Here is a 24,749-nt window from a genome sequence, read left to right as displayed (position 1 = left end):
GTTCCACATACAGGGTCAAATCAGCATACATTTCCAGGCATTAGCCCATCTTTATCCGTTGTTCAAGCTTTCGCCACATAATAAGGACATGATAGCGCTTACCATTGTGAATAAAATCACAATGGTAAGATCCAGAGTATCGTACCTTGTTCCTTGTAAAGAATTATTTTTTAAATAGTTCAGTCGGCAGAAGCCGTTCGGAGGGAAACACATGACGACAAGCCATGATGTACAAGGGGAAAGCTTTTTTCTCAATTTGCGATTTCTGTTGATTATATGCGTATTTGCAGGGAATGCCCTGGAGCCACTGGTCGGTTCACTTCATATTGCCCAACAAGGGTTCAGCTGGATATTCATGTTTCATATGCCGTTGTTTGTACTCGTCACAGGCTACTTTGCCAAAACATCTTTGACCGGACTGGCAGGCCGAAAAGTTCTGCTTCAGATCGGTATGCAATATCTTATTTTCCAATCGCTCTATTCGATCTTGGATGTTGCACTCTTCCACGTTCCCCATATCCATCATTCTTTTTTTGCTCCTTATCTGCTACTCTGGTTCCTTGCCAGCCATATCTGTTGGAGACTGCTGATGCTGTCTTTTCAGAAAGTACCACCTGCCTTCCAATTGGGTATATCCGTGCTACTAGGTATCCTTGTCGGATATCTCCCAGTGGATGGTATATGGCTAAGCGTATGCAGAACCTTTGTTTATTTGCCTTACTTTGTAGCAGGTTATCATTTGAATTATGCGGACGTTCGACGCTTCTTCACAGCTCCAGTCCGCATAATTGCTGGCATTGTATCTCTTCTGCTTATGGTCCTGGCGGGAACATCATATTTCGGCATCCCGGCAGGCTGGCTCTATGGCAACATGACTTATGGTGAATTGGGCCATACCGAATGGTACGCAGGGATTTACCGCATCGGCATTTATGGAGTTCAATGGATAGCATCCATGGCGTTTCTAAGCTTTGTTCCAGCCATCACAGGACGTATAACCGAGATGGGACGGCGGACACTATATGTTTTTTTACTCCATGGCTTGATCGTCCGTACCGTTGTTGCGAAGGGAGTCTACGAATATATAGATACTCCAGTGGAAGTCATGTTAATTCTAGTGTGTGCCGCAGGTCTGTGCTGTCTGTTGACCATGCCTTGGGTTCGAACTGCAACACGGCCTCTGATTGAGCCACAGGTAGAGTGGATGCTGAAGCCAGCTCCTTATCTTTTTAGACGGTCCGCGTAATCTTTTTATCCATCTTTATTTAACAATGAACACGCGACAACCCACTTACAGACGAAAATGTAAGTGCCCCTAACCCCTCTTTACTTCGCATAGAGCCTGTTTCATATAGGCGTGATGTGGTAAGTAAAGGATGCGCGCAACAAAAAACAACTTTTTAATAAGGAGTGATTTGTAATGGCACGTAATCAAAATCAGGGTAAAATGAGTCGCGAAGAAGCAGGTCGTATGGGTGGAGAAGCTACTTCTAAGAAGCACAATAAGGAATTTTATCAGGAGATTGGTAAAAAAGGCGGGGAAGCAACCGCAAACTCTCATGATAAAGAATTTTATCAAGAAATCGGCAAAAAAGGCGGCGATGCTACAGCTGAGTCGCATGACAAAAATTTCTACAGAGACATCGGTCGTAAAGGCGGCAGAAATTAAGGTATAGTGTCATATTCCTCCCTCCTTTAACATAAAAACAAGCTTGAGCCCATCCGCTTTATTGCGGAATGGGCTCTTTCATATTTACCCTGATACGCAAACATATCAGTATATCAGAATTTCGAAAAATCAAATTCTAACCTTTTCTAGATGCAATATATAGACAAATAAAACTCCTCATATCTATATATTGTTGATTACAGAACACTTCTTATACTTTTTCAAAATCTTCATATATGTAGAAAAATGCGCACATCTATGATAGACTCTTTAGAAAACATCTGCGCTATTACGGCGTCAATTGAACGCCATACTATTTTTATACTTTGGGGGGAAACCAGCATCATGACAGCTAAGACGAAAATGCGTTCCGATATGATTAAAAAAGGCTTTGACCGCGCTCCTCACCGCAGCTTGCTGCGCGCAGCGGGTGTCAAGGAAGAAGATTTTGACAAACCGTTTATTGCGGTATGCAACTCGTATATTGACATCGTACCGGGCCACGTCCATTTGCAGGAATTTGGCAAAATTGTCAAGCAGGCCATTCGTGACGCAGGCGGTGTACCTTTCGAGTTTAACACCATTGGTGTAGATGACGGCATTGCCATGGGACACATCGGTATGCGTTATTCTCTGCCAAGTCGCGAAATTATTGCCGACTCTCTTGAAACTGTCGTTTCCGCGCACTGGTTTGACGGCATGGTCTGCATTCCTAACTGTGATAAAATTACTCCCGGCATGATGATGGGGGCATTGCGTGTTAACATTCCGACTATTTTCGTCAGCGGCGGTCCTATGAAAGCTGGTAAAGACAAGAACGGACGATCTATTTCCCTGACCTCCGTCTTCGAAGGCGTAGGTGCATACCAGGCTGGTAAAATCGATGATCAAAGCTTGCTTGAATTAGAACAATATGGCTGTCCAACATGTGGCTCCTGTTCAGGGATGTTCACAGCGAATTCCATGAACTGTCTCGCTGAAGCGATGGGTCTGGCTATGCCAGGTAACGGCACCATTCTCGCAGTAGCGGAAGAACGTAAAGAATTCGTCAAACAATCTGCACGCCAATTGATGGAATTGATTAAGCTCGATCTTAAACCACGTGATATCGTGACTAAAGAAGCCATTGATAATGCATTTGCACTCGATATGGCGATGGGCGGTTCCACGAATACAGTATTGCATACATTGGCACTTGCTCATGAAGCTGAAGTGGACTACCCTATCGAACGTATTAATGAAGTCGCAAACCGCGTACCTCATTTGTCCAAATTGGCACCTGCTTCCGACTACCACATCGAGGATGTTCATAATGCAGGCGGCGTAAGCGCGGTGCTGAATGAACTGTTGAAGAAACCGGGCGCACTGCATGGTGACTGTATTACTGTAACCGGAAAAACCATTCGTGAAAACGTAGAGGGTCAGGAAATTCTGGACACTAACGTCATCCACAAGCTGGACAACCCTTATTCCGAGCGCGGCGGTCTGGCTGTATTATTCGGCAATCTGGCACCGCAAGGCTCTATCATTAAAGTCGGTGCAGTTGATCCTTCTGTTGGTGGTTATCACAAAGGTCCTGCCATCTGCTTTGATTCACAGGAAGAAGCATTGGCTGGCATCGCCAACGGTAAAATCACCGAAGGACACGTTGTTGTTATCCGTTATGAAGGTCCAAAGGGCGGACCTGGTATGCCTGAAATGCTCGCTCCAACTTCGCAAATCGTGGGTATGGGGCTTGGTGCCAAGGTTGGTCTGATTACAGATGGACGCTTCTCAGGCGCTTCCCGTGGTATCTCCATCGGTCATATTTCTCCCGAAGCCGCAGAAGGCGGACCTATCGCTTTTGTTGAGGATGGCGATATCATTGAGCTGGACCTGAACAATCGTAAGATTGAGCTCCAAATTACGGACGAAGAATTCGAACGTCGTCGCGCCAACTGGAAAGGCTTCGAGCCGAAGGTGAAAACGGGCTACCTGGCGCGTTATTCCAAGCTGGTAACAAACGCAAGTAACGGCGGAATTATGAAAATCTAAAGCTTTGCTAAGACATGCTTTATGAACGGCTAAAAAGCCTCCCGACCCCTAACAAAGGATCGAGAGGCTTTTTTTATTAGGTCAATTGCTTGATCCTGTATCCGCTGCTTGTGAAGCCCTGACTGATGTCTGAACAGGATTAGCCTCTTCGGTCACTTCACGGTTGAGTGTATGGACAACATCCCTCTGATTAGTTTGATCAAGAGCTTGGTCTGAGCTGAGTGAGCCTCCCTGATGGAAACGGTCAAACAAGGTATCCATTGGCATCACAATCAGTTTCGGTACCATTACATCTTTTTTTTCACTCAACTGTTCTGAACCCGAAGGATGGATGACACTAAATAAAAGCTTTAAATATACGGTGGACACATGCTTGAACAGTCCTTGGGGAAGCTCTCGAACTTGAAATCCCAACTTCTCTGGTCCCCGATGAATCATACTTACTGCATAGATCGCCTTTACACCATTCATTCCAGAATCATGTACAATCCGTTGGGCAAGATCAGGAAGCTGTCTTTTCACAATCCGAATCAATTGAATAGCTAGATGCACCATAGACTTTGCCGTCGAACCCAATTGAAACAACATTTTATTATCAAAATGAAGCTCGATTACCGGGTCCCCTTTTTCTAGCCACCTGCCGTTCTCCATATTTACATTTGGCCCATGATAGATACGGCGACGATAATAAAAGATCGTATCCTCCTTGCTTACGGGACGAAGACGGAACAAAGCGTGGAATAACCGCTCGTACTGTAGCCATCCGAATACCAGCGTTCTTTTAAACCAGCCCGTACTGGACATCTCGGAGGCAGTGGGTTTATTGACAGACTGACGGCAAAACAATGTATCCACCCGTACGCTACGTAATTGCCGTTCTTGCGCGACCATCAGTAGCTTCTCCAGCGCGATTAGCATATTCTGTGGCGCTTCTACGTCTGCCCCCAATGTCGTACCACAATCATGGAGCAGCATCACCTCGCCACCCCTCAGCTTTTTGAGCATTCTCTCCGCTAATTGTTTCGCTCCGATGCTGGCCTTCCAGTCCCCGAACATGGAAGACCATAATACGATTCGACGACCATTGGTTTTGGAAATATCAAAAAAATTCACAATCCCCCAAGGCGGACGATAAAAGGTCGTTCCTTCGCCAGTTACTCGACGGATAACTGACTCTGTCTGGGCAATTTGTCTTCTGACGGTAACAGGCCGCATCAGCCAATTCGATTTGTGCACATAATTATGAATACCGATCAGATGACCTTCATCATGCATTCGTTTCAGAAGCTCAGGGTGTTTTTCTGCATTCATCCCTACAACAAAAAAAGTAGCCTTGGCATCAAAACGCTTTAGTAAATCAAGCAACTGTGATGTATACACTGGATCAGGACCATCATCAAAGGTGAGCGCATATTCTTGCTCACTTTTGCCGCGCCGGAACACCCGGAACCCAAATATACGACTAACCAGCGCCGGAACAAAAGCATAAAAAGTTGAAATGTAAAACATCCATAACAGCAAAGTCTGCACGTTTTATCCCCACTTTTCTATTCTGAACTCCCAAGCAGGCTTCCTGAGGAAAACTCACTTACTTATATGTTAGCATAAAGACGTAAGCATGCCGAGATTTCACTATTGTATATGGTCAGCATTGAGGTCCAATTTAGTGTACAATAAGTAAAAATCTTAAAGGAGTCGTTGTATACATATGCTTCCATTGTACAAAAAATATTGGCGTACCGTTTTTGATATCGGACTGATCGTATTAACCGTGTATTTAATTATGTTCGTATCCAGCAAACTGTACCAGCTGGCGGCACCTGTGTTCCTTTCGTTCGTCGTGTTCTGGTGCATTGAACCTGTCGCTCGTTATTTTCATCGCAAGGGAATGAAGAAGCCTTTCGCCTCTGCGCTCTCCGTATTGCTGTTTATCATCCTTTTACTTGCTATTTTTTTCGGACTGGGCCTGATTCTGGTTACGCAATTTACGAAAGTCGCGCAAAACCTCCCACATTATACGCAGATTATCCAAACGGAATTCACTCGGTATCTTCATCTTTCTCAAGATAAAATTGCTGCTTTACCTCCGGGTGTTACCGAACGTGTAAATGATTATTTTGCGACTGCCACCACCATTGCTACTAAATGGGCACAGCTAGGGTTATCCTTTTTCATACAATTCCTCAGCTCTTTCACTGTTTTTATGGGCAACTTTGCGGTTGCGATCATTTTAGCGTTCTTTTTAAGTATGGAAATTAATCTTTGGAAGGGAATTGCCCGTAGTAAAACACCCAAGACAGTAAAAACGGCTTACCTTTTTCTGAAAAATCACGTACTAAAAGCCATCTCCGCCTTTCTCAAAGCTCAAGCTCTATTGGTAGGGATTACCTTTATTCTCGTATTTATAGGTTTACTCATTTTGCAAGTGGATAATGCCCTATCGTTGGCGCTCGTGGCAGCTTTGTTTGATATCCTGCCCTTGTTGGGTGTGCCTGTTATTTTTATTCCGTGGGCAGTGTATTTGTTCATCACAGGCAATACCGGCCTGGCTATAGGGTTGCTTATTGTCATGGCTGTCACGGTTATCGTCCGCCAGCTGGCAGAGCCTAAAATTACTGGTAACTCCATCGGTGTTTCATCTGCCTATCTGATGCTTTCCTTTGCCATTATATCGTTATCCATCTTCGGATTGGCCGGATTAATCCTGTCCCCAATTCTGATCATTTTGCTCAAGGAATTGTGGCAGCAAGGTTATCTGCAGCAATGGATTCGGTTTCCGACAGAGGAATTTGATGAGCCTCCATTTATCGTCAAAATTCAGGAGGAAGATCGTGTAGCTACTCGTGGAACTGAGGAAGATTGAGCTAGTAGATCCATTACTTGACCGAACAGTGCTGTAGCTTGATTTGCAGAATGCGTTGAAGCATTTTGCACAAGGACGGCAACCGCATAACGAGGCCGCTCTACCGGACCATAACCAATAAACCACTGGTGATTTATGGGGCGACCGTCCTTTAAAGCTTGGGCTGTACCCGATTTGCCGGCCAGATTCCATGATTTATTACGCAAGGAGGCACCTGTACCGTGTGTCACAACCTTTTCCATTGCTTCACGAAGCGTGCGAGCCGTTGAGGTGTGAATCGAACGGCTTCCCTGGGGCGAAGGTGAAGCGTGAGCAGGTAGTTCCAATAAGGTACTTCCGTCTGCGTAGCTGATGCGTTTCACGAGACGTGGTGCATGTACTTGACCCTCGTGCAATAAGGTGACGATGAGATTGGCAGCTTGGAGAGGCGTAACCAGCACGTCGCGCTGACCGATAGCTGTCTGTACACGTACGCCCGGATCAGACGCATTCGTACGGGAGCCGAATACGGCTCCCTTTTCCTCGTGATCCAGCGGTCTGAATTGAGGTAGCCCTGCAAGATTCCGCTCCTGCCAGCCCACGGTTCGGCTCAATCCTAGTGCAGAGGCTGCAGCCTGAATTTGATCGGGGTTAAGCCGTTCGCCAAGATGAGCGAACACACTATTACAGGATACGGCAAGCCCTTCCTCCAGGTTCAGGGTGCCGTGTCCTTCTTTTTTCCAGCATGCCAAACCGTACTTGCCATAGGTTCCATGACAATGGAATTGCTCCTGCGGTTGGACAATACCTGATTCAAGTGCAGCAGCAGCCGTAACCAACTTAAAAATGGAACCGGGCGTTACCGCCTTGAGGGCACGATTAGACCAGTCTGTTCTTTGCTGCGGATCAACATGACCGGGGTTATAAAAAGGGCGAGACACCATTGCCAACACATCCGCATTACCTGCATCGAGCACAACTACCGCACCTTCTGCCAAATGACTAGTTTCCGTCAGCTTTTCAATCTGTTCCTGTAATGGGAGATCAATTGTAGTCTGCACCTGTAAAGGATAGTGAGCATTGGATGGAGCACTGACACGCAGCGGCAGATGAGCCAATGGACGACGCTGCGCATCTACAAACCGGGAGACGAACGTTTCACCGACGCCGCTCAGCAGCGGCTCCAGCGTTCTTTCCAGCCCGGCCGCCCCGACCGGCAGTTTACCCGCTCGATCGGCACGTTCATACAGAAAGCCTAGCCATTGCCTGCCATTGGGCAAATTTTTGTAACGTTTCGCATAAGGTACAAGTTCTATGAGCGAAGGGGCTAACTTCAGCAGCTTGCTCGCTTCATTCGGATTGATTTGTACGGGCTCTCCGCGCTCATCTCGCCATATTAGCGGGGATTGCAGTCCTTTCCATCGTGTCAGTAGTTGCTTCTTGCTTGTACGCAGTAGCTTGGCCAGTTCTTCGCCATGTAAAGCCGCTTTGCCATCTACATCGGGAAAAAGCACTGACGCCCATACTACTCCACCAGTCAAGGGTTGCCCATGTCGATCCGTAAAATGTCCACGCCCAGAGTCGATGGCAATTCCCTCCTGTCGCTGACGTGCTGACATTTCCTTAAGCGAATGCCCCCCATAAGCGGACATATGAATGCCCGCTGTCCCCTGAATCCAAGCCAGTCGGAATAATAAAATCAGCAGTAGTGCCATCATCCCCAAGGCCATATATGCAATTCGACGTTTTCGAATGAAACTGCTACCACGCCTGTGCACACGCATCCTACTTTCATCTTTTTTCCAGTAGTATGTCCTGTAGTTGAAAAAGAAAACCCACTCAACTTTTAACGTTGAATGGGTTTCCGAATTTAATTACATATTTATAGTATTTATCTTGACCTTTTCGAGGAAAAGCCCATAATCCGTTTCCTTCTTGAGAGATTTTAAAGCACATCCACATAAAAAAAGCACAAAACCACGGAGATCAGTGCACGCTCCTGATTCCCATGGTTTTGTTACACCTACACCGTAAATCGTGAAAGCTGCTCCTTCAAATTCACCGATACTCCTTCCAACTTATCAGACAAACCTACCAGTTGATTACCGATATTAGCCTGCTCAGTGCTGAGGGAAGCGACTTCCTGCGAAGTGGCCGAGGATTGCTCGGCTACCGCGCTTACGTTGGTCATTGCCTCGGACAAAGTTGTCTGCGATTCACTCAGTTCCTGAATGGAGGAGGTGACCGTTCCCAATCGAAGTGCAAACTCTCCCATTTGCTGCTGCACCGATTGGAAAATGTCCGTCGTTTCCTGCACGGCTCCCATCTGCTGCCGGAACAGCGGGTACACCTCGGATAACGCTTGTACCGTTTCATTCATCTCATTGACGATGTTGTTAATAATGCCTGTAGCCGTACGAATGGCTTGACGTGATTGTTCGGCCAACTGCCGAACTTCATTTGCTACCACCATAAAACCACGTCCGGCCGTCCCCGCTCGTGCCGCTTCAATCGTCGCATTCAGTGATAGAATATTCGTTTGTTTAGCAATATCCTGTAAAACGTCCAGCACCTTAAAGACATCGGAAGTTGTCTGCTTCAGTTCATCTACCTTGCCTACCAGAGCATGCGTAGTTTCTTCCGTAACCCGAGTCTTGCTTAACAGGTTTTTCAGCTGAATCGTCCCTTTTTCACTGGACTGTTCAACCTCCTGTGCAGCCAGGCTCATTTCATGATTAGAAGCCATCACCATATCCATTTGCTGAGATATATTCCTGGTTAGCCCGCTGCCACGTTCAGCCTCTGTTGCCAGACTGGCGGAGCCATGAGCAATTTCCTCCGTTGCCGCTGCAATTTCTTTGGCTGAAATGGCCGTCTTCTTCGAGGCATCACTCAGTTCCGTCGCTGTATTCAGAACCTCCTGAGCTGAGGCGTTCGTCTGCTCTACCAGCAATGTAATTTGCTCCATCATCATATCAAAGCTTTCAGACAATTGCCCAATTTCATCCTGAGCCTTATAGTTCGTTCGAATTTGCAAGTTGCCTTTGGCGCCTTCGACCATTAAATCCTTCAGATGCGTCAATGGACGAGCCACAAGGCGCACGATCCACAGACCAATGAACAATGCAATGAGTGCAGCCACCGCAGCAAATATCCAGGTTGTGGTTAGAATTCCCTTAGCGTCTTTCACCAGCTCAGATACAGGTACTACACCCACGAGAATCCACTTGGAAGTTCCCAGCGTATTATGAACCGTAAGCACATGTTGCTCTTTGCCGTCTGCTTCCTGCTCCATAATTTGATTTCCTTCGATCCCTTCAAGCTTGGAAACGTAATCCAGCTTTGTCTTTCCTCCTGCTAAGCTATCCTTGTTAGAGCCCACAAATTCACCCTTGTCTGTCACAAGGCTAATCATACTGCCTGAGCCCAAATTAACACCTTTCAACTCGTCCTCCACCGCACTGGACTTTAAATCCATAACCAGAACGTAGGTCCCTCCCAATCCAGACATACTGTTCATGGAACGTGCCAGACGAAAAGTTTTACTCCCATTGTCATTCACCTGCGTAGGTAACCAAACAATTCCTTTGTTTTTCAAAATATCCTTAAACCATGCTTCCTGCCGTACATCCTTTTGTGTGCCTGTGCCCATCGCAGCTAGACTGGTTTCTTCCGGGTACAAGTACAATGAATCAATCGCTTTATTCGTAAAAGCAAGATTCGTTAGCTTCTTGTTTACTTCGCCCATAGCAACAAAAGATTCAAAGGAGTTTTTCTCCTGCTTTACTGCCTTTTGCAACTGATCACTTAATTCAGTATCGAAAAATACTTGTGTCGATGTGTCTTGAAAGCGCTCTAGAATAATATCCAGCTTTTCTGAAGTTTGCTGAACGGTTTGCTGATAAGCCGTAGCCGCATTTTGCTCAATCGTACTTTTAGCCCTGTAGTATGAGAGCATCCCCAAGCTGACCACAAATAACATAATTGCCGCAAAAAAGATCAGAAACAATTTCATTCCAACCGAACGGATTGGATTATAGTTTTTGACCAAATGCATGAAATCCTTACTGTACCTTTCCGGCTTAAGTAAGCGCTTTAAATTATGTGTACCTTTACGAGTGGCCTTAGCTACCCGGGGGACAAGCTTCGAAGACATCGCAACCGTTTGTTCCCCTTTATCCGTGGTCACTTTACTGCCTTTCAAACCTTTCATTTGATCCGTTTTTTTGGGTTGCCTTTTTGCTGTATTCCCCTCTTTTTTCCGAAAACCCATTCCTCTCACCCGCCTCCATATAATTAGTTTCTTATTCCACGTCATCCATTATGTATCTATTATCTATATAACATCTATCGGAACTATTCGACAAGGAATGTAGCTTTCCTTTGAGTATTAACTAAATTTCATGAAACTTTTTTCCTAGAAAACTATTCAAAAAAAAACCTCTCCAACCGATAGGAGAGGCTTTTGAATCTTTTTCACCTGCGACTTAAGGCTTATTTACTTCTTTTTACGCATCATATCAAAATACGATACAGGCTGATCTACCTTCATTCTAATTCGTTGAAGCGGGTGACGGGCAGCATCCAATTCGTTGCCTTCCTCATCCCAGATCGTTCCGACCGTTTGTTTAAAGAATGTTCCGTTCGGACCGAAAAATTCAATTTCATGACCCGGTTTAAAATGGTTGCGTTGTTGAATAGTTGCGATGCCACTCGCGGTATCGTAGTCCATGACCAGTCCGGCAAAATCATAAGGGACTGCTTTTTCTTCCGGCTCATAAATATGATCCTCATGATCTGGTGTATCGTAGAAAAATCCTGTATTCAGCGGACGATTGGCTGCCTTGTTAATTTCTTCAATCCATTCTGGCTTGAGCACATAATTTTCAGGATCAGCCATATAGGAATCAATCGCTTGACGATAGACATTCACGACTGTAGCCACATAATGGATGGACTTCATACGTCCCTCCACTTTAAAGCTGTCTACACCCACATCAATCAGATCAGGGACATTTTCAATCATACACAGATCCTTGGAACCCATAGAAAAAGCATTATCGCTCTCTTCAAACAGTGGAAGCTGGTTAACACCGAGCTGGAACTGCTTCAGTACATTGCTGTCCTGTGCCTCTTCCTCAGATATCCAGACCTCATCCGGGCGAGCATCCTCAAACAAATCGTATTTCCAGCGGCAAGACTGACAACATCCCCCACGATTGGAATCTCGGTCTGTAAAGTGATTGGACAACACGCAGCGACCGGAAAATGAAGAGCACATCGCACCATGGACAAAAGCTTCGATTTCGATATCCACATGCTTTTTAATTTCTTCGATTTCCTCCAAGCTGGTTTCACGTCCCAGTACCACACGCGGCAGACCCTCGTTTTTCCAAAACTTTACCGCTTGCCAGTTCAGCGTGGACTGCTGTGTACTCAAATGCACTTCCAATCCGGGAACAGCACGCAATGCTACGGATACAATGGCCGGATCAGCGACGATAACGGCATGAATTCCCGCCTCGTACAGATTGCGCAAGTATTCCTCGATTCCGGCAATATCTTCATTGTGGGCATAGATATTGGTGGCCACAAGCACCTTAGCACCGTACTTGTTGGCAAATTCTACACCTTCGCGCATTTCTTCAAAGCTGAAATTATCGGCGTTAGAACGCAGGCCGTATTTTTGTCCACCAATATATACAGCATCCGCGCCATAGTGAACGGCAAACTTCAGCTTTTCCAAATTTCCGGCAGGAGCCAACAGCTCCGGCTTATCCAAACGATTCCGTTTACCTATATATTTTCTCGTTTTGGTCATCGTCCCCATGACGTTCCCCCCTCTGTGAATTCATTTTAAAATTAATAAACCTGCTCTTTATAGAAAAATCCGAAGGAAAGTTCCCGTTCAGGGTCTTGAAGACGGCGAACCTCATCCAGCCAGCTTTCATCATAAACATAAGCATCCGGGTCGGCTGTATAACTGTCTATTGCTTTACGATAAGCACGAACAACCGCCTCATTGTAAGCCGTAGGTTTCAATAAGCCCTCGATCTTAAAGCTATGCACACCCGCCTCCATCAGAATATGCAGGTCCTCCATGATACAAAAATCATCTGAACTCATAATATGTGTCCCATTAATATCCTCGTAGATGGGGAACTTCTCTTCCTTCCGCTCTGCTTCAATCAGAAACAAGCCCCGCCCTCTGCCCAGATCACCTTCTACAGTACGTCCCTGGTGCAGCATATAGCTTTGAACAAGCTTACGCTTGGAGTGATAAATATTGGTCATGCCATGTACCTGAACCTGCGCTTCTATATTCAACTTTGGTATCATTTCGGTAATTTCATCCATACTGAGCTCACGAGCCAAAATGACCCGAGAAGCCCCTTTCTCACCCCAATAGTTGGCGGTTGCGAAGTTGGTGGAGATCATCTCACCGTTCCAGAACAGCTTCAGATGGGGAGCATACTCCTTCACGGCCATGAGCACTGCCGGATCATTAAACTCAATGGCGTCTATGCCGCATCCAGCTAGGGTCTGCACATATTCGGGAAGGAGCGGCAACAGCTCGTTCGTCATCAAATTCGTCATAGATACATATACCTGCGCCGTATGCTTCCGTGCCTCTTCCACCACTTCACGGATTTGGTCCGGTGTAAAATGTCCCGGCAGCCGCATTCCAAAGCGGTCATCTCCAATAAGTAATGCAGTAGCTCCAGCCTCCAGCATATGGCGGGCATCCTCCGGAGAGCTGGCAGTTGCCAGTAGTTCGGGTTTGTAAGCCATAGGCTCACCTCCTAATTTGTCTTACGGTTACTTACCTGAATGTTATGCAAATGTTCTTTATACGTTTTGGCAAACAAATGTTCATGTGTCCCATCTTTTTTGGTCACATAAAATATATAATCTGTAGATTTCGGCTGTAAAGCAGCCACCACTGATTTCAAACTGGGACTTGCAATCGGTCCTGGCGGAAGTCCTTGATGCACATACGTATTGTAAGGACTTTCTACAGCCAAATCCTTGTAATACAGCCGTTCCTTTTGCTTATCCAGCATATATTGAACCGTAGCATCAATTTCCAGCTTCTTCTCCTGTTTGAGCCGGTTATAAATGACGCCAGCTACTACAGGCCGCTCATCATCCACAACCACCTCGCGCTCTACCAGAGAAGCAACCGTTAGCAGTTGATGCAGCGTTTCACCCCGCTGTTTCAGCTTGGCGTCCAAATCGGGAACAGTCTCCAGCCGTTTTTGCGTCTGCTCTAGCATGGCCTGTATAATATCTTTGGTCGTACTGCCCTTTTTCAGCTCATAGGTTTCCGGGAAAAGATAGCCTTCCAGCGCATAGCGAAGCCCCGCCTGCTTTGGAATGTCCCGCACCAGCGCGACGTCAAAAGCGGACGGATCGTTGGCCAGCTGCAAAAATTGCTGCCGGTCCGCCAGTCCTTCCTTTTGCAGCTTATCAGCCATCTGTCTAATCGTAAAACCTTCCGGGATCGTAAAACGAATCATTTCTTCTTTGACAACGTCCCCAGTCGATAGCTTAGCAATCAACTGATCAAAGGTTGCGCCAGGCTGCGCCTCATATTTTCCGGCCTGAAATGCGCTTCCTTGCTGTTTGAATTTTAGATAAGCCTTAAACACGAGCGCATTACGTATAAGTCCCTTTTGCTCCAGCGTATCTGCAATAGCTGATGTTCCAGTTCCCTTCACCACCGTAAAAGCAACGGGTTGTGTTTGGGGCTGAACAGGCTGCATGGCATTCCAAATATAGAAGGGTGCTCCTCCTGCTATAATGACAAGCAGTAGAAACAACGTAAACATCCTCGTCCTTCGCTTCACATCCACCCAACTCCTTCACAGCCAAAAAGGGCGGACTGGTCCGCCCTTTCAGGTTTGATCTCCTCGTTATCCAGACTTACAGCTCTTCCGGCAACGTACATTCGTCGTACAGCTCGGAAATATCTTCCCACTCATCATCATCTTCAATGGTGGTGATGGAGATTTCGCCGTCTGTGGATGAGCTTACATGATATAGCTCATGTTCGCCAGCAGCAGCCCCGGGTCTACGCAATACGGCGTACCGTTGCTCACCTACCTTGAACTCTGCTTCCAACTCCATGCGTATCGCATGGCCCTGTTCATCCTGCAACTCTACATCGCCGTCGAACGTTTCCTTCAAATCAGAGGTCCAACTCAGGTCTTCACGTGAATAGCTCGTCATTTCCCGTCTTCCTCTTCGTCTTCTTCTACAAATGTATTAAAGGTCTCTTCGACGATTTCCCATTCGGCATCGTCTTGGATCACAAACAATTTAATATCATCGCCTTCTTCCTCGTAACGGAAGGCGTACACATCGGACTCATCAGCTTCAGGGTCCACTGGCGCAACCATCATGTACTTCGCTTCGGAACCATCTACCTCAAACTTCATAATGACCTCGAACTCTTCCTCGTTGCCCTCGTCATCAGCAATGTAAATAATTTCCGGCTCTTCTTCCATACCCACTTGATTTTCAGCCATTACGAAATCCCCCTCACCTTGTACTGTGTGCGTCCAAATAGTTTTGCAAGATCAGGCTTGCGGCCAGTTTATCTACCACCTGCTTGCGTTTTTTTCGGCTGACGTCGGCCTCCAGAAGCGCACGCTCTGCCGAACGCGTCGTCAGCCGTTCATCCCAAAGGTGAACGGGTAAACCCAGTAACTCCTTGAGCCGGTTCGCAAACTCAATGCAAATCTCACCGCGTGGACCCACGGTTCCGTTCATGTTTTTCGGCAAGCCTACAACAACCTCGCCGACCTCATTGTCACGAACCAAATTTGCAATTTTACCGAACTCGCTGTCGTCACCGCGTCGTTCTATGACTTCCAATCCTTGGGCGGTCCAGCCGAAGGCATCACTTACGGCGACCCCGATCCGGCGATCCCCGTAATCCAATCCCATTACTTTCATGCCTGTCTCCTAACGGTGCTTGGCGAGATAGAAACGAACCAGCTCTTCAATCAATTCATCGCGCTCTTTTTTACGTACCAGGCTTCTGGCATTATTATGCCGTGGCACATAAGCCGGATCACCGGATAGCAAATACCCGACGATTTGATTGATCGGATTGTATTCTTTTTCTACCAACGCATCATATACGGTCAACAAAATCTCCTGAGCAGAAGCTTCCTTCTCATCCGCCTTGACATTAAATTTGACCGTTTTGTCCATGGAATCCATTGTTGACACCTCGCTTCCACAAAACATGTGTACATGTTTATGCCAGCTTATTCTTTTACATCATACCATAAGCAAAGCCCTTCAAGGAAATGTCTAAGTCCGTTTTTATCCAAAAATCCGCAAAAATTATCGAACTTTATCCTTGTGAGGCTGCCGACACCAGTTCATGCGCACGTTGAAGTGCTTCGTCCAGCTTGCTGGCATCTTTACCACCGGCTTGCGCCATGTCAGGCCGTCCGCCACCACCGCCACCGCATACGGCAGCAATTTCTTTCACGAGCTTGCCTGCATGAAGTCCAGCTTTGGTATGCTCTGCCGGAACAGCTACGACAAAATTAACTTTGTCGTCCATTGCAGCGCCGAGCACCAGCACAGCAGCCGGGAGCTTACCTTTCAGCTCATCAGCAATCGCACGCAACGCATCCATGCTGGAAGCCTGCACACGTGCAGCCAACAGCTGCACCCCACCAGCTTGCACGACCTGATCGGTCAGCTGACCCGCCTCAATAACGCTCAGCTTGCTTTGCAGCGATTCATTTTCACGACTGAGGTCTTTGATTTGTTGCTGCAAAGATTCGATGCGCTTTGGCACTTCGGACAGCTTGGATTTTACAAGCCCAGCTGACACCTTTAACAGCTCCAATTGACCTTCCATATATTCAAAACCAAAACGCCCGGTCACCGCTTCAATACGACGTACACCTGATCCGATGCCGCTCTCGCTGACCAGCTTGAACAAGCCAATTTGCGAAGTATTGCTGACATGACAACCACCACACAGTTCAATGCTGTAATCGCCTACTTTAACGACACGTACGATATCCCCATATTTTTCACCGAACAGCGCCATTGCTCCGAGAGCCTTGGCTTCATCAATCGGTTTCAGTTCAATATTAACATCCAGCTGGCTCCAGATGGCACGGTTTACCCGCAGTTCAATATCCGCCAGCTCTTCTGGTGTGATGCTTCCAAAATGGGAGAAGTCAAAACGCAAACGCCCAGGCTCTACCAAAGAACCCGCCTGATTGACATGGTCACCCAGCACTTCTTTAAGTGCTTTGTGAAGCAAGTGCGTAGCCGTATGGTTTTTTTCGATTTCTCCACGCGAGGCTTGGTCCACTTCTGCTTTCACCGTATCGCCAACGTGCAGCTCACCGGTCTCTACAACGACCTGATGCACATGCTGACCTTGCGGGGCCTTGAACAGTCCTTCAACCCTTGCCGTAACTGTGCCTCCACGCAGCAAGCCCTGGTCACTGACTTGCCCGCCGCTCTCGGCATAGAAAGGAGTCACATCCAGCACGACCTGACAAGACTGTCCTTCACTAACACTGTCCACCAGTACATCTTCATATACAATAGCCACAATTTTAGACTCAGTTATGAGGTCATTATATCCAACAAAATCACTTTTAACCGCCAAATCGGACAAAGCTCCGCCCTGAATCTTCATGCTGGCATTGTCCTGATGAGCGTCACGCGCACGTTTCCGCTGCTCCTGCATCGCTTCATCAAAGCCTTCACGGTCTACTTTCAAGCCCTGCTCGTCCGCATAATCCTCTGTGAGATCGAATGGGAACCCGTACGTATCATACAGTTTGAAAGCATCTGCTCCGCTAATGACATTGCGACCTTCAGCCTTCGCCTGAGCACTGATATCAGCCAAAATTGCCAATCCGTCTGTCAGCGTTTCATGAAAGCGTTCCTCTTCCGTTTTGATCACCTTGATGATGAAATCACGCTTGTCCACTACCTCAGGGTAGTACACACCCATAACATCCCCAACAGTTTCCACCAGTTCAAACATAAATGGACGGTTCATGCCCAACATTTTTCCATAACGCACAGCCCGGCGCAGCAAACGGCGGATCACATATCCCCGTCCTTCATTGGAGGGCAGTACACCATCACCAATCGCAAAAGCTACGGTGCGAACATGGTCAGCAATGACCTTGAGAGCCACGTCACTGTCCACATTTTCGTTATATTTAACTCCTGCCATTGCAGCTGTTTTCTGGATTAGTGGCTGGAAGATATCCGTATCAAAGTTGGAATCCACATTTTGCAAAATGGATGCAAAACGTTCCAAACCAGCCCCTGTATCAATATTTTTGTTTGGAAGCGGCGTGTAGCTACCGTCTTTGTTATGGTTGAATTGTGAGAATACGAGGTTCCACACTTCAAGATAACGCTCATTTTCTCCGCCCGGATACATTTCAGGGTCCGTCATGTCGCTGCCGTAGGCTTCGCCACGATCATAAAAGATTTCCGTACAGGGTCCACATGGACCTTCACCGATATCCCAGAAGTTATCTTCCAGTTTGATGATACGTTCCGCAGGAAGTCCAACTTTTTCGTTCCACAGCTTGTACGCTTCTTCATCCTCAGGGTACACAGTTACAGCCAGACGTTCCGGATCAAAGCCAATCCATTTCGGATCAGTCAGAAACTCCCATGCCCACGTAATGGCCTCTTCCTTAAAATAGTCACCTATGGAAAAGTTGCCGAGCATTTCGAAAAAGGTGTGATGACGACGCGTTTTACCGACATTTTCAATGTCGTTCGTCCGAATACATTTTTGCGAATTAGCGATACGTGGATTTTCTGGCTTCACACGTCCGTCAAAATAAGGCTTAAGCGGCGCCATACCCGCATTAATCCACAGCAGGGAAGGATCTTTATGTGGAACAAGCGGTGCGCTTGGTTCAATCACATGTCCTTTGCTTTCAAAAAACTCCAGCCATTTGGAGCGGATTTCACTAGCTTTCATAATAAGTAGCCTCCTAATTATGGTGTCACTGGTTTCTGGCACAGGCCATAAAAAATAGAAAAACGCCCCTGAACGGATCAGGGACGATTGTATCGCGGTACCACCCTGGTTATCGCCGTCCCCTCTGTACGAAATGCCAAATGCGCAAGCGCACACCAACATCTGCTTAACGGACGATCGATCGCCTTGTTTTCACTGGTAACGGGAGCATCCCGGCGGGTTCAGCCCGCACTTCGAAATGAGCTTTCCCTACTGGATAAACACATTTAAACATACTCAATTCAGTATATCCGTGTCATTTAGCCGTGTCAACGCGATTTCAGACAGCATGCATACGGTATATAGACAAAATCAGATCGTTTTCCGCTTCACGTAATAAGCAAAAAAATGCTGAAGCCCTACCTTCAATACCGCCATCACAGGAACTGCCAATATCAAGCCGGTAATTCCCGCAATTTCCCCACCCACTAGCAGAGCGAAAATAATGGCTATCGGATGCAGATGCAACGTTCGTCCCACCACCTGGGGAGAGATGACATTACTCTCCAGCACTTGAATAGAGGTGTTAACAACCACGACGAAAAGCACCATTTTTAAGGAAACCGTAGAAGCCATGACCACTGCCGGAGCGGCTCCCAAAAAGGGGCCCAAATACGGAACGATGTTAAAAATCGCCACCACTCCTGCAAGCAACAGCGCATAAGGCATGCCAATCAGCATATATCCGATATATGCCATCACTCCAATAATGACGCATACCAGCAATTGACCCCTGACATAGTTGCCAAGCGCCTGATCAATTTCCTTAAGCACCGTTACAATCGCCTTACGGCGAGAACGCGGGAGATAAGACACTATCGTCCGCTCGAACACATCAAAATCCTTCAAAATATAAAAAATGAGAAACGGCACAATGAACACATTGAACAGCATGTTGATCATTCCGCCGATGTTGTCCATAAAGGTAGAAATCCCTGTAGCCATCCGACTCTCCAGTTGGAAAAACCATTGATTCATACCGGTTCGCACCCCTTGGGGCAAAATACCACTATCCATATTCGTCATTAATCCCTGTGCATGCATGGTCAGCTCGGGCAGATGCTCATTCAGCTCATCCAGTTGTTCAATGAACATCGGAATCAGATTCATCAGGATAACAACAAGACTGGCCAAAAACACAGCGTAAATGAGCAGCACAGCTACACTTCGAGGTACCTTGCGACCGCCCAGCATACTGACAACGGGATTAAGTACATAGGAAATGATCATCGCTATCGCAAACGGGGCAATGATTGTTTTCAGAAATTCATACAAATGCAAAAACAAAGGTCGCAGCAGCCAGATAAAATATAAAATGACAAGTCCCAGCAGCGTCCATATTCCGTACCGGAACAGTCTACTTTTCGTTAATTGCTCCATTTCGTGCCCCCTTACCGGACTAGCCTCCTTTAAGTATATGCCTGTACCTCTACTTTAATCCTTCCCTCGAGTCTGGAATGACCTATAAATAACCATTGTAAAATAAAGATGAAATCGGAAAAAAAGATTAACAAAGTCATTCCATCTGACGATATAAGTACAAAGAACTATCCTAAGCTTTCACATTTCTGAATCATCGGGGGTCGTTACATGAACTTAAAAATGAAACTTATTCTCCTTTTCACTTGCATTGTTGTTGTTTCAGCTGGGCCTTTATCCGTCATTAGCATGACAAGCATTAAAAATCAGGCCAACCAAGATATCCAAGAACTTATGAACAGCAAAGCCTCCGAAACCGTCAATCAGCTCGACGGATGGATAAGCGGCAATGCCAAAATTATCGAGACACTGGCTGCAGGTCTGGAATCCAGCGATATTTCATCGGATGCCAAAATGGTATCTCTGAAAGCGGCCTTTCAAAACTATAAGGATCAAAATATTTCCAACATTTACGCCGGCTTTGAGGATGGAACATACTGGGGCGGCTCTGACTGGTTTGAAGAGGGTTATGATCCTCGCGTCCGTCCGTGGTACAAGGATGCCAAAACCAAGAGGGAAATGTATTATTCCTCACCTTACATTGATGCAGGTAGCAAGGATTTCACCATTTCGATTGCAAAGCCTCTCAAGGATTCGAATGGCTCCATCACTGGTGTAGTCAGCGAGGATATTTTGCTCAACGATATGACAAAAATGATTAAAAGCATTGACCTAAACGGATTGGGTTACGCATTTCTGATTGACCAAAATGGAGTCGTGGTCGCACATCCAGACAACCAGCTGGCTGGCAAAAACCTCAAGGACACGCCTGAATTGGGTTCATCAACCGCAGCCCTGCTAAGCGCAGCTTCGGGAAAAACAGACTATAGCTACAATGACAGTGACCGTCAGCTTTATTTTAAAAAGATGCCCAGCACAGGCTGGATTGTAGGATTATCTATTTCAAAAGACATAGCTTTTCAGGAGTACTACTCCACTCGTAACCAACTATTGATTACTGTTGCTATTATTTTGGTCGTTGCTATGCTTTTGGCGATCTGGGCTGCAAATAGCTTTATTAAGCCGATTCGGAAGCTTCAAGTGAACGTCAAACGGGTAGCTGAAGGGGATATGACAACAAGAGTAGACATTAAGGGTAAGGATGAAATTGCCAGTCTGGCTACGGATTTTAATCTCATGTCGGATAATCTCTCTAACCTGTTGCGTAAGGTGGCAGATACAGCTGCCGATGTCAGTTCAGCTTCCCATGATATGCATCAGCACGCCAAAGATACTGGAACCATTGCATCACAAATCTCCAGTGCAGTTCAGGAGCTTGCCCAAGGAGCGAGCGATCAAGCTGAGGCCGTATATTCCGGCTCTGAGAAGCTGACACACATGACAGGCTCCATCGACCAGATTGGCGAAAGTGTCAAACGGACCCAAACTGCCGTGTTCGAAACAGATTCTGCCGTGCTGGCAGGGTATGAAACAGCAGAGCGTCAAGCAAAACTGGCAGCCGAGTCCAGACAAACGACGACTGCGGCAGGAGAAGCGGTAGATTCACTCGCGCTGAAAACCCAGGATATTGAGCGGCTGGCTGGAGCCATCCACGATATCGCCGCACAAACAAACCTGCTGGCACTCAACGCGTCAATTGAAGCAGCACGAGCCGGGGAGCATGGACGAGGTTTTGCCGTCGTCGCAGGGGAAGTTCGCAAGCTGGCCGAACAAGCGGGAAGTTCCAGTGATAGTATCATGAATAAGTTGAAAGAAATTAAAAAAGCGGGATTACGAAGTGCGGAGGAAATGAAGAAAGTTCTCGCCGTAACTGTAGAGCAGGAGCATGCTGCCACCGAAACGAAACAGGCGTTTGAATCCATCCGTGATGCTTCTCAGCATATGCTTACCCAAATTGAGGATGTTTCCGCCGCAGCAGATCATCTCCGTGTGAATGCCGGACATATTTCCGATGTCATCTCCAGCGTTGTCGCCGTTTCTGAGCAAAGTGCAGCATCTACCGAGGAAGTCGCTTCCTCCGTACAAGAACAAGGTCACTCCATGAACAATATTGCCGACCTTTCCGCCAAACTTGACTCACACGCAGATCTTCTGCTGGAAGAGGTCAAACGTTTTAAACTGTAGAACTAGCTATCTTCACAAAAACGGTATACAAAAGAGGGTGCCCCCAGGCCAATACGACCATTCGGGGCACCCTCTTCGTTGTTTTTATCTAGCATTATCCAACCCACTAAGCTGTATTTCAAGCAATAGGTTGTAGATCACACCTCTTAGTAAGCAGCCTGTCCACTTCAAGTGCAAGCTTAGGAAGAAGCGTGGATTTGCGGCAGGTCCTGTTGTGCCATCTCATCTCCAAAGAATAGGTCGTCCAGCGAACTGAGCGTTCCATCCTCTTCCACTTGGTAGACAGACATTTTTTCACCATTCACCTGAAGTTCGATAAAGCATCCCCAGCAATAAAATTGATGGGAGCCAATTTTGCCGATATCTTTGGAATTACAATTCGGACATCTCAATAAACTCACCCTATCCATTAACAGAATATATGGCTTTTTCCAGACGTTGCTCGCTTAACGGGGGAACCATAACAGCATTTTCCCCGATGGACATATCTTCGGTGCAGGGCAGCCATTTCCGCCCTTCTATAATATCCGATACAAAACCATCGCTGATTTCCAAGCCTATTATGTTATTGCCCATTTCCTGGTCAAAATAAACATCCGAGATGTGCCCGAGCATAAGCCCTTGCTCTGTTAGCACGGATAGATCCTTCAGTTTACCGGGTCCAAGCAAATACGTATGTTGTATATCATGAGCCTCCGTTTTACGGACGGCCTGCTGATTGCGAATCATGATCGCATCCTCACCATAAGCAACGATGTCATCCCAAGCAACCATTTTCACGTGAGAAGAAAAAAGCCCTTTTCCTTCCAACTCGATCCCTGTTATTCGCCAATCAGCTGTCACGATAAAGTCATGTATTTTACCAATCTGCTTCCCGTCCTCCACATCGAAAACGGCAAGTCCGATCATATCTTGAAGCTTCATATATAGGGTACCTCCTCATTCTGCAATCCGAACGAAGGTGCGGTCCTTTTCCTACATGCCTGTCAGACCTTGCTTCCGTTCATGCAATGAAATGGAAAACCGCCCCTCCCTTCTTATTAAAATGCGGAGAAATCCCTAGTACCTAGTACGCAGCCGCTTCCATATGGTTTCAATTTTCTTGGCCGTGTATTCCATTTCTTCCGTAGTATTACCCAAACCGAAGCTAAACCGAATCGCTGAATTCAAAACATCTTCAGGAAGATCCATCGCTTCCAATACATGCGATAGCTCTAGAGACCCGGAAGTGCAGGCTGAGCCGCTGGCCGCTGCGATTCCTTCCATATCAAGATTCATCAGCATTGTCTCTGTTCCAATGGCCGGAAAGCTAACATTTAGGACATTAGGTAAAGAATGTTCAGGGTCACCGTTGATCACAAAATTTTGGCTACCCAGAGTGCCTTCCAACCCTTTTACCAGCGTCTGGCGAAGAGCCGTATCGTGCGCCCCACGCTCCTCAATGGAAGCATTGGCAAGAGTTGCGGCTTTAGCCAGACCAGCAATGCCGGCGATGTTTTCTGTACCGGCACGGCGTTTCTTCTCCTGAAGTCCCCCATGCATTAGCGGCTGAATGCTCGTACCCTGACGGATATACAAAGCACCAACCCCTTGCGGTCCGTTAATCTTATGGCCAGACACACTAAGTAAGTCAATTGGAAGGTTCCGGCAGTCAATTGGTATATGACCGAAAGCTTGAACCGCATCTACATGGAATACAATGCCCTGTTCTCTCGCAATCTGTCCTACTTCTTGGATCGGCTGAATGACGCCCACCTCATTGTTGGCATACATCATGCTGATCAAAAAAGTATCCGGTCGAATAGCTGCCTCGATATCCGCAGGGTTCACGCGCCCAAAACCGTTGACCGGGATATAGGTCACTTCGTATCCCGCTTTTTCCAGCTCATCGCAAGCATGAAGCACCGCGTGATGTTCAATCGCAGTTGTAATCATATGCCCGGAAGTACGACCTTCTGCCGTAGCCGTCCCAAACAGGGCCAGATTATCGCTTTCTGTCCCTCCGCTCGTAAATATAATTTCTTCAGGCTTGCAGCCCAAAGAGGCCGCAAAGGCATCCCGCGCAGCGCTGACGGTGCGCTTGGCATCGCGGCCAAAGGCATGAACGCTCGAAGCGTTGCCGAATTGGCCGGTCATAATGTCCATCATAGTCTGCGCAACCTCAGGATGCATAGGAGTCGATGCGGCATGATCCAGATAAATTCTGTTCATGTTAATCCACCTCAAATGTAGAACATCTTGTTTTTAGTGTTGCCGAAGTTCAATTATATACTTCTTTCCTAACATAATGCACTTTAAAAGTTTTTGTAAGAGGATTTCAAACGCAAGTATTCGCGGGTATTCGCCGGAATTGTGATTTTTTATGTGATTTTTTGTGATTCAAATAATCATGTTGCCCACATAAAATCGGTCCCATCAACAATTTCCTAACAATTGTATATCAAGGTGTGCAGAGCTAGCAATGATACCCTTATTGACTTTAATATTCCTATCGTTCTCCATCACCCATCGCATAATGATCTTTTGATCACAATCCCAGCCCTCAGGATTATGATGTGCCGTGTGTGTCACTCTTGTTAGCCCTTACAATAATCGATCAT

19 protein-coding genes and 1 pseudogene are annotated in these 24,749 nt (G+C 46.7%); 5 read left to right on the top strand and 15 right to left on the bottom strand.

Features of this window, described 5'->3' with window-relative positions; genetic code table 11:
* The first annotated feature begins 211 nt into the window (after positions 1–211).
* The 3 genes and pseudogenes from AC6EJC_RS12160 (at position 212) to ilvD (ending at position 3,703) form a co-directional block, all read left to right on the top strand.
* On the top strand, positions 212–1,246 hold the full coding sequence (locus tag AC6EJC_RS12160; RefSeq protein WP_444954174.1) for an acyltransferase family protein: 1,035 nt from the start codon (positions 212–214) through the stop codon (positions 1,244–1,246).
* 174 nt (positions 1,247–1,420) lie between these two features.
* A pseudogene (locus AC6EJC_RS12155) lies at positions 1,421–1,660 on the top strand (KGG domain-containing protein); the annotation flags it as partial.
* Between the two features lie 354 nt (positions 1,661–2,014).
* Positions 2,015–3,703 (top strand): dihydroxy-acid dehydratase, encoded by a 1,689-nt coding sequence (gene ilvD, locus AC6EJC_RS12150; protein WP_444954173.1) that lies wholly within the window; start codon positions 2,015–2,017, stop codon positions 3,701–3,703.
* 81 nt (positions 3,704–3,784) lie between these two features.
* On the opposite strand, the gene AC6EJC_RS12145 is transcribed toward ilvD, so the two are convergent.
* Positions 3,785–5,233: a polysaccharide deacetylase family protein gene (locus AC6EJC_RS12145; RefSeq protein ID WP_444954172.1), complete on the bottom strand. Its 1,449-nt coding sequence runs from the start codon at positions 5,231–5,233 to the stop codon at positions 3,785–3,787.
* 178 nt (positions 5,234–5,411) lie between these two features.
* On the opposite strand from AC6EJC_RS12145, the gene AC6EJC_RS12140 reads away from it, so the two are divergent.
* Positions 5,412–6,566, top strand: a complete 1,155-nt coding sequence (locus AC6EJC_RS12140) for an AI-2E family transporter (protein ID WP_444954171.1) — start codon at positions 5,412–5,414, stop codon at positions 6,564–6,566.
* On the opposite strand, the gene AC6EJC_RS12135 is transcribed toward AC6EJC_RS12140, so the two are convergent.
* The 11 genes from AC6EJC_RS12135 to AC6EJC_RS12085 form a co-directional block, all read right to left on the bottom strand.
* Positions 6,521–8,329, bottom strand: a complete 1,809-nt coding sequence (locus AC6EJC_RS12135; RefSeq protein ID WP_444954170.1) for a peptidoglycan D,D-transpeptidase FtsI family protein — start codon at positions 8,327–8,329, stop codon at positions 6,521–6,523. The two genes, AC6EJC_RS12140 and AC6EJC_RS12135, sit on opposite strands and share 46 nt — an antisense overlap.
* Positions 8,330–8,568: 239 nt before the next feature.
* Entirely contained in the window at positions 8,569–10,818 is a 2,250-nt protein-coding gene (locus AC6EJC_RS12130; RefSeq protein ID WP_444954169.1) for a methyl-accepting chemotaxis protein, read from the bottom strand.
* A gap of 225 nt (positions 10,819–11,043) precedes the next feature.
* Positions 11,044–12,375, bottom strand: a complete 1,332-nt coding sequence (locus AC6EJC_RS12125; protein ID WP_442435093.1) for a peptidase U32 family protein — start codon at positions 12,373–12,375, stop codon at positions 11,044–11,046.
* 32 nt (positions 12,376–12,407) lie between these two features.
* Positions 12,408–13,337 (bottom strand): peptidase U32 family protein, encoded by a 930-nt coding sequence (locus AC6EJC_RS12120; RefSeq protein ID WP_442435094.1) that lies wholly within the window; start codon positions 13,335–13,337, stop codon positions 12,408–12,410.
* A gap of 11 nt (positions 13,338–13,348) precedes the next feature.
* Entirely contained in the window at positions 13,349–14,377 is a 1,029-nt protein-coding gene (gene mltG, locus AC6EJC_RS12115; RefSeq protein ID WP_444954275.1) for an endolytic transglycosylase MltG, read from the bottom strand.
* A 94-nt stretch (positions 14,378–14,471) separates the two neighbouring features.
* Positions 14,472–14,777 (bottom strand): DUF1292 domain-containing protein, encoded by a 306-nt coding sequence (locus tag AC6EJC_RS12110; RefSeq protein ID WP_444954168.1) that lies wholly within the window; start codon positions 14,775–14,777, stop codon positions 14,472–14,474.
* A complete protein-coding gene (locus AC6EJC_RS12105) occupies positions 14,774–15,076 on the bottom strand; it encodes a DUF1292 domain-containing protein (RefSeq protein WP_023989904.1) in 303 nt (100 codons plus the stop codon). Before AC6EJC_RS12105 ends, AC6EJC_RS12110 begins: the two co-directional genes overlap by 4 nt.
* 13 nt (positions 15,077–15,089) lie before the next feature.
* Entirely contained in the window at positions 15,090–15,506 is a 417-nt protein-coding gene (ruvX, locus tag AC6EJC_RS12100; protein WP_061829280.1) for a Holliday junction resolvase RuvX, read from the bottom strand.
* A 9-nt stretch (positions 15,507–15,515) separates the two neighbouring features.
* Positions 15,516–15,776, bottom strand: coding sequence for an IreB family regulatory phosphoprotein (locus tag AC6EJC_RS12095; protein WP_007431624.1), 261 nt, complete (start codon positions 15,774–15,776; stop codon positions 15,516–15,518).
* A 136-nt stretch (positions 15,777–15,912) separates the two neighbouring features.
* A complete protein-coding gene (alaS, locus tag AC6EJC_RS12090; RefSeq protein WP_444954167.1) occupies positions 15,913–18,546 on the bottom strand; it encodes an alanine--tRNA ligase in 2,634 nt (877 codons plus the stop codon).
* Positions 18,547–18,897: 351 nt separating this feature from the next.
* Complete coding sequence (locus AC6EJC_RS12085; RefSeq protein ID WP_444954166.1) at positions 18,898–19,965, bottom strand: AI-2E family transporter; 1,068 nt, start codon at positions 19,963–19,965, stop codon at positions 18,898–18,900.
* A gap of 210 nt (positions 19,966–20,175) precedes the next feature.
* Between AC6EJC_RS12085 and AC6EJC_RS12080 the strand changes: the two genes are divergently transcribed.
* Positions 20,176–22,149, top strand: coding sequence for a methyl-accepting chemotaxis protein (locus AC6EJC_RS12080; protein WP_444954165.1), 1,974 nt, complete (start codon positions 20,176–20,178; stop codon positions 22,147–22,149).
* Positions 22,150–22,328: 179 nt separating this feature from the next.
* On the opposite strand, the gene AC6EJC_RS12075 is transcribed toward AC6EJC_RS12080, so the two are convergent.
* From AC6EJC_RS12075 to AC6EJC_RS12065, 3 genes are all read right to left on the bottom strand, one after another.
* Positions 22,329–22,541: a YrzR-like zinc ribbon domain gene (locus AC6EJC_RS12075; RefSeq protein ID WP_013311529.1), complete on the bottom strand. Its 213-nt coding sequence runs from the start codon at positions 22,539–22,541 to the stop codon at positions 22,329–22,331.
* Positions 22,542–22,551: 10 nt separating this feature from the next.
* Positions 22,552–23,073, bottom strand: a complete 522-nt coding sequence (locus tag AC6EJC_RS12070; RefSeq protein ID WP_444954164.1) for a PRC-barrel domain-containing protein — start codon at positions 23,071–23,073, stop codon at positions 22,552–22,554.
* Between the two features lie 135 nt (positions 23,074–23,208).
* Positions 23,209–24,360, bottom strand: a complete 1,152-nt coding sequence (locus AC6EJC_RS12065; protein ID WP_444954163.1) for a cysteine desulfurase family protein — start codon at positions 24,358–24,360, stop codon at positions 23,209–23,211.
* Positions 24,361–24,749: the final 389 nt, after the last annotated feature.

Source organism: Paenibacillus sp. TY11, from assembly GCF_059772165.1.
The sequence above is the reverse complement of the archived record's forward strand: the minus strand, read 5'-3'. Positions and strand labels throughout refer to the sequence as shown.

Bases quoted from the DNA above. Each gene is read 5' to 3' on its own strand.
- AC6EJC_RS12070 (WP_444954164.1), bottom strand. From the start codon at position 23,073: ATGAAGCTTCAAGATATGATCGGACTTGCCGTTTTCGATGTGGAGGAC.
- AC6EJC_RS12160 (WP_444954174.1), top strand. From the start codon at position 212: ATGACGACAAGCCATGATGTACAAGGGGAAAGCTTTTTTCTCAATTTG.
- AC6EJC_RS12085 (WP_444954166.1), bottom strand. From the start codon at position 19,965: ATGGAGCAATTAACGAAAAGTAGACTGTTCCGGTACGGAATATGGACG.
- alaS (WP_444954167.1), bottom strand. From the start codon at position 18,546: ATGAAAGCTAGTGAAATCCGCTCCAAATGGCTGGAGTTTTTTGAAAGC.
- AC6EJC_RS12105 (WP_023989904.1), bottom strand. From the start codon at position 15,076: ATGGCTGAAAATCAAGTGGGTATGGAAGAAGAGCCGGAAATTATTTAC.
- AC6EJC_RS12065 (WP_444954163.1), bottom strand. From the start codon at position 24,360: ATGAACAGAATTTATCTGGATCATGCCGCATCGACTCCTATGCATCCT.
- ruvX (WP_061829280.1), bottom strand. From the start codon at position 15,506: ATGAAAGTAATGGGATTGGATTACGGGGATCGCCGGATCGGGGTCGCC.
- AC6EJC_RS12125 (WP_442435093.1), bottom strand. From the start codon at position 12,375: ATGGGGACGATGACCAAAACGAGAAAATATATAGGTAAACGGAATCGT.
- mltG (WP_444954275.1), bottom strand. From the start codon at position 14,377: ATGTTTACGTTGTTTCTACTGCTTGTCATTATAGCAGGAGGAGCACCC.
- AC6EJC_RS12080 (WP_444954165.1), top strand. From the start codon at position 20,176: ATGAACTTAAAAATGAAACTTATTCTCCTTTTCACTTGCATTGTTGTT.
- AC6EJC_RS12120 (WP_442435094.1), bottom strand. From the start codon at position 13,337: ATGGCTTACAAACCCGAACTACTGGCAACTGCCAGCTCTCCGGAGGAT.
- AC6EJC_RS12095 (WP_007431624.1), bottom strand. From the start codon at position 15,776: ATGGATTCCATGGACAAAACGGTCAAATTTAATGTCAAGGCGGATGAG.
- AC6EJC_RS12130 (WP_444954169.1), bottom strand. From the start codon at position 10,818: ATGGGTTTTCGGAAAAAAGAGGGGAATACAGCAAAAAGGCAACCCAAA.
- ilvD (WP_444954173.1), top strand. From the start codon at position 2,015: ATGACAGCTAAGACGAAAATGCGTTCCGATATGATTAAAAAAGGCTTT.
- AC6EJC_RS12135 (WP_444954170.1), bottom strand. From the start codon at position 8,329: ATGCGTGTGCACAGGCGTGGTAGCAGTTTCATTCGAAAACGTCGAATT.
- AC6EJC_RS12140 (WP_444954171.1), top strand. From the start codon at position 5,412: ATGCTTCCATTGTACAAAAAATATTGGCGTACCGTTTTTGATATCGGA.
- AC6EJC_RS12110 (WP_444954168.1), bottom strand. From the start codon at position 14,777: ATGACGAGCTATTCACGTGAAGACCTGAGTTGGACCTCTGATTTGAAG.